Raw genomic sequence first — 5,089 nt, 5'->3', positions numbered from 1 at the left:
CCACTGCCAGGCAGATTCCCACGCATTACTCACCCGTCCGCCACTCTACTCAGGCCAAGGCCCTTTCGCGTTCGACTTGCATGTGTTAGGCATGCCGCCAGCGTTCAATCTGAGCCAGGATCAAACTCTTCAGTTCAATACTGCAAACACTGCACAAGGCAGCGTAATGACGTTCGACAAAACCGCTCCCACAAGGAAACGCTTCGTCGCTTGCTCTTCAGGGCCTGCGACAACGTGCCGAAGCCCCTTCACAAAACATCTGAACAAATTGCTAAAGAACTGGCGGCACCGCAAGAAAGTCCAACACTTCCGCACTGCCAAGACCGACCATTCTACGCTCCCTCAGGGCTTTGTCAACCCCCCAACGCCCAGATTCCTTCCCGCTCCCGAACTCCGTTAAGCAAGCCGAACACTCTAGCGAAATAGAGAAGAACGTGTCAACTTGAATAAGCCGGAAACCGATCAATTTTTGGCTTCATCCGTCATGTCGGAGCCGCGCTTGCGTGCGGCTGGCCAGAAACAGGGAAGCCCCCTTCAGTCCGCCCGCAAGACCCCGATGTCAAAACGAACCTGACGGTCTCGCGCAAGCACGCACTTAGGTCAGTCGAACCTTCGCAAATTTGCGTTTCCCTACCTGGAAAACATGGCAGCTACCGACAGGGCAGCTCAAATGCGCATCCTCAATGCGCTCTCCATCAATACGCACCGCCCCTTGACCAATCATGCGGATCGCCTCGGAGGTGCTCTTCACGAGATTTGCATCCTTCAGTAGATTGGCAATCGCCAGTACGCCGTCTTCGCCGCACGCGAGGCTGATCTCCGGAAGATCATCGGGCAAGACACCACGCTGAAAGCGGGCGATGAAATGATCCAGCGACTGTCTGGCCTGATCGGGGCCATGGAACCGCGTCACCAGTTCCAACCCAAGCTCGAACTTGATGTCTCGCGGGTTCGCACCATCGCGCACGGCGGACTGCCAGGCGAGGATCTCCGACATCTCGCGGCGACTCAGCAGTTCAAAATAACGCCACATCAGATCATCGGAAACCGACATGAGTTTGCCGAACATTTCATCGGGCGGATCCGTGATCCCGATATAGTTGCCAAGCGACTTCGACATTTTCTGCACGCCATCCAATCCCTCCAGGATTGGTAGCGTAATGACAACTTGGGGCTCCTGACCGTAGATCGCTTGCAGCTGGCGCCCAACCAAAAGATTGAATTTCTGATCCGTGCCGCCCAATTCGACATCGGCCTTCAAGGCCACCGAGTCATACCCCTGAATGAGCGGGTAGAGAAATTCGTGGATGGCAATGGGCTGGCCCGATTTGTAGCGTTTCGAGAAATCGTCTCGCTCCAGCATGCGGGCAACCGTCTGCTGCGCCGCAAGCTGGACCAGGCCGGCGGCGCCGAGCTTCTCCAGCCACTCCGAGTTAAAAACAACCCGCGTCTTGTCTGGGTCGAGGATGCGGAAGACCTGTTCCTGATAGGTTTCCGCGTTTTGCTGGATCTGCTCGCGCGTCAGCGGCTTGCGCGTCGCGCTCTTGCCCGTTGGGTCGCCAATCATCCCGGTAAAATCGCCGATCAAAAACAGGATTTCATGGCCGAGTTCCTGAAACTGGCGCAACTTCTGGATCAGAACCGTATGGCCGAGATGGAGATCGGGCGCTGTCGGATCGAAGCCCGCTTTAATCCGCAGAGGCCGCTTCTGCGCGAGTTTTTTGCGTAATGTGTCTTCGAGCAGGATTTCTTCGGTACCGCGCTGGATGAGCGCGAACGAACGTTCGAGTAAATCCATAACGATGATTCCTTTGACTCATGTCTGGTCGGGAGTGCCGGTCAGGCAAAGCGCGCGAGAGTACGATGATCGACCAACGCGTACAAGCGCGGGAAGAAAAAACGGAGGCCGTCGATCTCTTGTTCCCCGACAGGTTTTCCGACTACACTTAGGAAAACATCGTTTTTCATTGATTTTTCAGTTTTTTATGATGCGTGACTACAAATTTCAACAGAAGGAATGGCCGCTTCGCAAACCTCGAAGAAGCCCCATGAAGGCGATCCTGAAAATTCTGGGGCTCTGCGTTCTGGCGGCCGCCGGCTATACCGCCTATCAGTGGTTCGCAACATCGACGAGTGAGAGTGCGCCAGCAATCGACGCGAATCGCCAAACCATCCCGCTGAAAATCCCGCCAAACAGGGCGGATTCAGCGACAGCTCCTACCGCTGGGACCGCGAGCGAAGCCCGCTAGCCTCCAGCGGCTTTCCGGTCGATCAATCAGGCGGAAAACGAGGAACCGCAGCCGCAGGTCGTGGTTGCGTTCGGATTGCGAATGACGAATTGGGCACCTTGCAGACTTTCCGTGTAATCGATCTCCGCGCCCATCAGATATTGCATGCTCATTGGGTCGACCACTAATTTGACCCCATCGGTGACGATTTCGGTATCCCCTTCCTGGAGTTCCTCATCGAAGGTAAAACCATACTGAAAACCCGAACAGCCACCGCCTTGAATATAGACGCGCAGCATCAAACCTGAGTTACCTTCCTCCGCGATGAGTTGAGCGACCTTCGAGGCGGCGGAGGTTGTGAAGATCAGCGGGGTGTCGAGCACTGCTTCTGCATTCATGGGAGACGTCATCCTCGAAAAGAAGATTTTATTTAAACGGAAGTGCGTCTTCTCGGCCGCTTGTTCAAGCCTCAAGGCAATAAGGCCAGCGCTTCCAATCCCATCGACTCATCAAGGCCAAACATCAGATTCATGTTCTGAACGGCTTGGCCCGCGGCCCCTTTGACGAGATTGTCGATCACCGACTGTACCACCACGACTCCCGCGTCTCCCTGGCGCGCGACCGCGATCCGGCAGAGATTCGCCCCCCGCACGGAACGGGTATCCGGATGGCCGCCCGGCATCAAATCGATGAACGCCTCCCCGGCATAGCGCTCGGCGAACAAACGCTCAAGGTCGACCGCCGGATCCGTGAGACGCGCGTAGAGGGTCGCCTCGATCCCGCGGATCATGGGCACCAGATGCGGCACGAAGGTCAAATTCACCGCAACGCCCGAGAACTGCACGAGATTCTGCGCAATCTCGGGCGCATGACGATGACCCGTCACCGAGTACGCCTTGAAGCTCTCGCCGATTTCAGCCATCAACAGACCCGTGGCCGCCTTGCGGCCAGCACCGCTGGCACCGGATTTCGCATCCGCGATGAGCCACGATGGATCGATCGCCCGCGCTTCCAGCAAGGGAAGAAAGCCCAGCGTCACCGCGGTTGGATAACACCCTGGATTGGCGACCAGACGCGCCGTCCGGACAGCCCCCCGATTGAGTTCCGGCAGTCCGTAGACCGCCTCCGCCAGGAGTTCCGGGCAGTAATGAGGCATCCCGTACCACTGCTCCCAAACCGCGGGATCCTTCAGTCGGAAATCCGCCGCCAGGTCGATCACCCGCACGCCGCGCTCCAGGAGTTCCGGGGCGGACCGCATGGCAGTCCCGTTCGGCGTGGCAAAGAAGACCAGATCGCAGTCAGACAGCGCGCCGCTGTCCGGTTCGGTAAAACGCAGGTCGATGTGGCCACGCAGATGCGGAAATAACTCGGCGACCGACAGCCCCGATTCGCTCCTGGACGTAATGACCGCAATCGATGCCCGCGGGTGGCGCGCCAGGATGCGGAGCAGCTCGGCCCCCGTGTAGCCGGTCCCGCCCACGATTCCGATCCGAATCAGGTCGGATGCGCTATTGGTCGATTGAACGGGCACGGCGCATTCCGATGGTTGGTTTAGATAGCATCTCGATCTCCTCAAAAACAAAAAGCGGCAGAAGCCGCTTTATCGATAGACTGTCCGCGCTGTTCGCGATCCCGCCTCAAGAACCTGGCGCTGATCAACCGGCCTTGCGGAAGAGCGAAGCCACAAGCCGCGAATCAGGAGCAACCGCCACCGGAAGAAGAGGATCCGCAACTCCCGCAACTCCCGCCCATCTGCGGAAGATTATTGAAGACGAAGGTTGCATTGCCGTCGTCCTGATCGACGAAATCGATTTCGACACCACGCAGATATTCAAGGGTGCCGTCATCGACAATCACCTTGAAGCCGTCGAACGCCAGAACGCCGTCGTCGTCATTGATGACATCGGTAAAGGTCATGCCGAAACTGATCCCGCTGCAACCGCCAGCGGTCGCAAAGACACGGACACCCTGGACATTGCCATCGACCTGCCGAAACAAATCGCTCATCTTCGTCTGAGCCGGCTGAGTCAGCGTCAGCTCCATCTCGTTGATCACTGCGGACATGGGCATCACCTCTGGATAGCGTACAAATTGGCGAGGGATGTTAGCAGAAAGACAACGAATAATACCAGCGTAAAAGACAAGGTTAGCGGTCGAGACGCGCCTGCGCCCCGAGCATCGCCAAATGTCGATCGGCATCGATCAGATGTCGCCCCCAATGCCGCTCATATCCACTCGACCACAGCGCCATGGCATCGTCCGGATCCAGCTCATACAACAGCAAACCCTGCTTCAACTCGCAATAAATGTCGGTCAGATCATCGGCGAGACTCCCCGTCATGGCATCCGCCCCCTCGCTGCCAGAATCGAATTCCAACCAGTAGCTGTCGCGGTCGGCCAGGAGCCTGCGCAGATGGGCAAACAACTCGAAGCGGGCGTCCAGATCCATGAGGTCGATGGGGTCGACCTCGCGCCCTTCGCCACTCACCGACACGACGGCGACCTGCAAACGGGGCAGCAGGTTCGCAATGTCGCGCAACCAATGCTTCCAATCGCTTCCAGACAGATCGATGATGTCGCAGTAGCGTCGAGCGAGCGCCGCAACGTCATGAAAGAGGCGCGGGGCGTCAAACCGAGTTTGTTGAATCATTGCGTCCATGCCTGCGATTGTAGACGAGAAATCCGTCTATGCGAGACGCAGCGAGACAAACTCGGAAAGATCCTAGTACAGTGGCGCTCAAATGTTTGTAATGGCACTTAGACCATCAATGGTTTCCCTTGATACGTCCAACGGAACGGTTTGGCCATGGTGGCATTGAAGTAGGCGATGAAGGCCAGCAACTTGGCACGCAAGTCCTCCT

Annotated in this window: 6 protein-coding genes and 1 rRNA gene; 1 reads left to right on the top strand and 6 read right to left on the bottom strand. The window is 57.3% G+C overall.

Annotation, left to right across the window (positions count from 1 at the left end):
• Positions 1-136, bottom strand: a 16S ribosomal RNA gene (locus tag QZY07_RS13135); the annotation flags it as partial.
• A gap of 459 nt (positions 137-595) precedes the next feature.
• Positions 596-1,798 (bottom strand): tyrosine--tRNA ligase, encoded by a 1,203-nt coding sequence (tyrS, locus tag QZY07_RS13130; RefSeq protein WP_295403362.1) that lies wholly within the window; start codon positions 1,796-1,798, stop codon positions 596-598.
• Positions 1,799-2,048: 250 nt separating this feature from the next.
• Between tyrS and QZY07_RS13125 the strand changes: the two genes are divergently transcribed.
• Positions 2,049-2,249 carry a hypothetical protein gene (locus tag QZY07_RS13125; RefSeq protein ID WP_295403359.1) on the top strand — a complete coding sequence of 67 codons (201 nt, stop codon included), beginning with the start codon at positions 2,049-2,051 and terminating at the stop codon, positions 2,247-2,249.
• Positions 2,250-2,275: 26 nt separating this feature from the next.
• Here QZY07_RS13125 and erpA read toward each other — a convergent pair whose 3' ends face one another.
• The 4 genes from erpA to QZY07_RS13105 all read right to left on the bottom strand — a co-directional run bounded on the left by erpA (position 2,276) and on the right by QZY07_RS13105 (position 4,878).
• Positions 2,276-2,626, bottom strand: a complete 351-nt coding sequence (gene erpA, locus QZY07_RS13120; RefSeq protein WP_363184183.1) for an iron-sulfur cluster insertion protein ErpA — start codon at positions 2,624-2,626, stop codon at positions 2,276-2,278.
• Positions 2,627-2,697: 71 nt separating this feature from the next.
• Positions 2,698-3,726, bottom strand: coding sequence for an N-acetyl-gamma-glutamyl-phosphate reductase (argC, locus tag QZY07_RS13115; RefSeq protein WP_295403366.1), 1,029 nt, complete (start codon positions 3,724-3,726; stop codon positions 2,698-2,700).
• 197 nt (positions 3,727-3,923) lie between these two features.
• A complete protein-coding gene (locus tag QZY07_RS13110) occupies positions 3,924-4,292 on the bottom strand; it encodes an iron-sulfur cluster assembly accessory protein (protein WP_295403357.1) in 369 nt (122 codons plus the stop codon).
• An 82-nt stretch (positions 4,293-4,374) separates the two neighbouring features.
• Entirely contained in the window at positions 4,375-4,878 is a 504-nt protein-coding gene (locus QZY07_RS13105) for a DUF5063 domain-containing protein (RefSeq protein WP_295403354.1), read from the bottom strand.
• Positions 4,879-5,089: the final 211 nt, after the last annotated feature.

The organism is uncultured Thiocystis sp., assembly GCF_903866365.1.
Classification (GTDB): Bacteria; Pseudomonadota; Gammaproteobacteria; order Chromatiales; family Chromatiaceae; genus Chromatium.
Note: the sequence above shows the minus strand (reverse complement) of the source record. Positions and strands in the feature narration are given on the sequence as shown.

Excerpts from the sequence above, each read along its gene's own strand:
- tyrS (WP_295403362.1), bottom strand. The coding sequence starts at position 1,798 with ATGGATTTACTCGAACGTTCGTTCGCGCTCATCCAGCGCGGTACCGAA.
- QZY07_RS13125 (WP_295403359.1), top strand. The coding sequence starts at position 2,049 with ATGAAGGCGATCCTGAAAATTCTGGGGCTCTGCGTTCTGGCGGCCGCC.
- erpA (WP_363184183.1), bottom strand. The coding sequence starts at position 2,626 with ATGAATGCAGAAGCAGTGCTCGACACCCCGCTGATCTTCACAACCTCC.
- QZY07_RS13110 (WP_295403357.1), bottom strand. The coding sequence starts at position 4,292 with ATGTCCGCAGTGATCAACGAGATGGAGCTGACGCTGACTCAGCCGGCT.
- QZY07_RS13105 (WP_295403354.1), bottom strand. The coding sequence starts at position 4,878 with ATGATTCAACAAACTCGGTTTGACGCCCCGCGCCTCTTTCATGACGTT.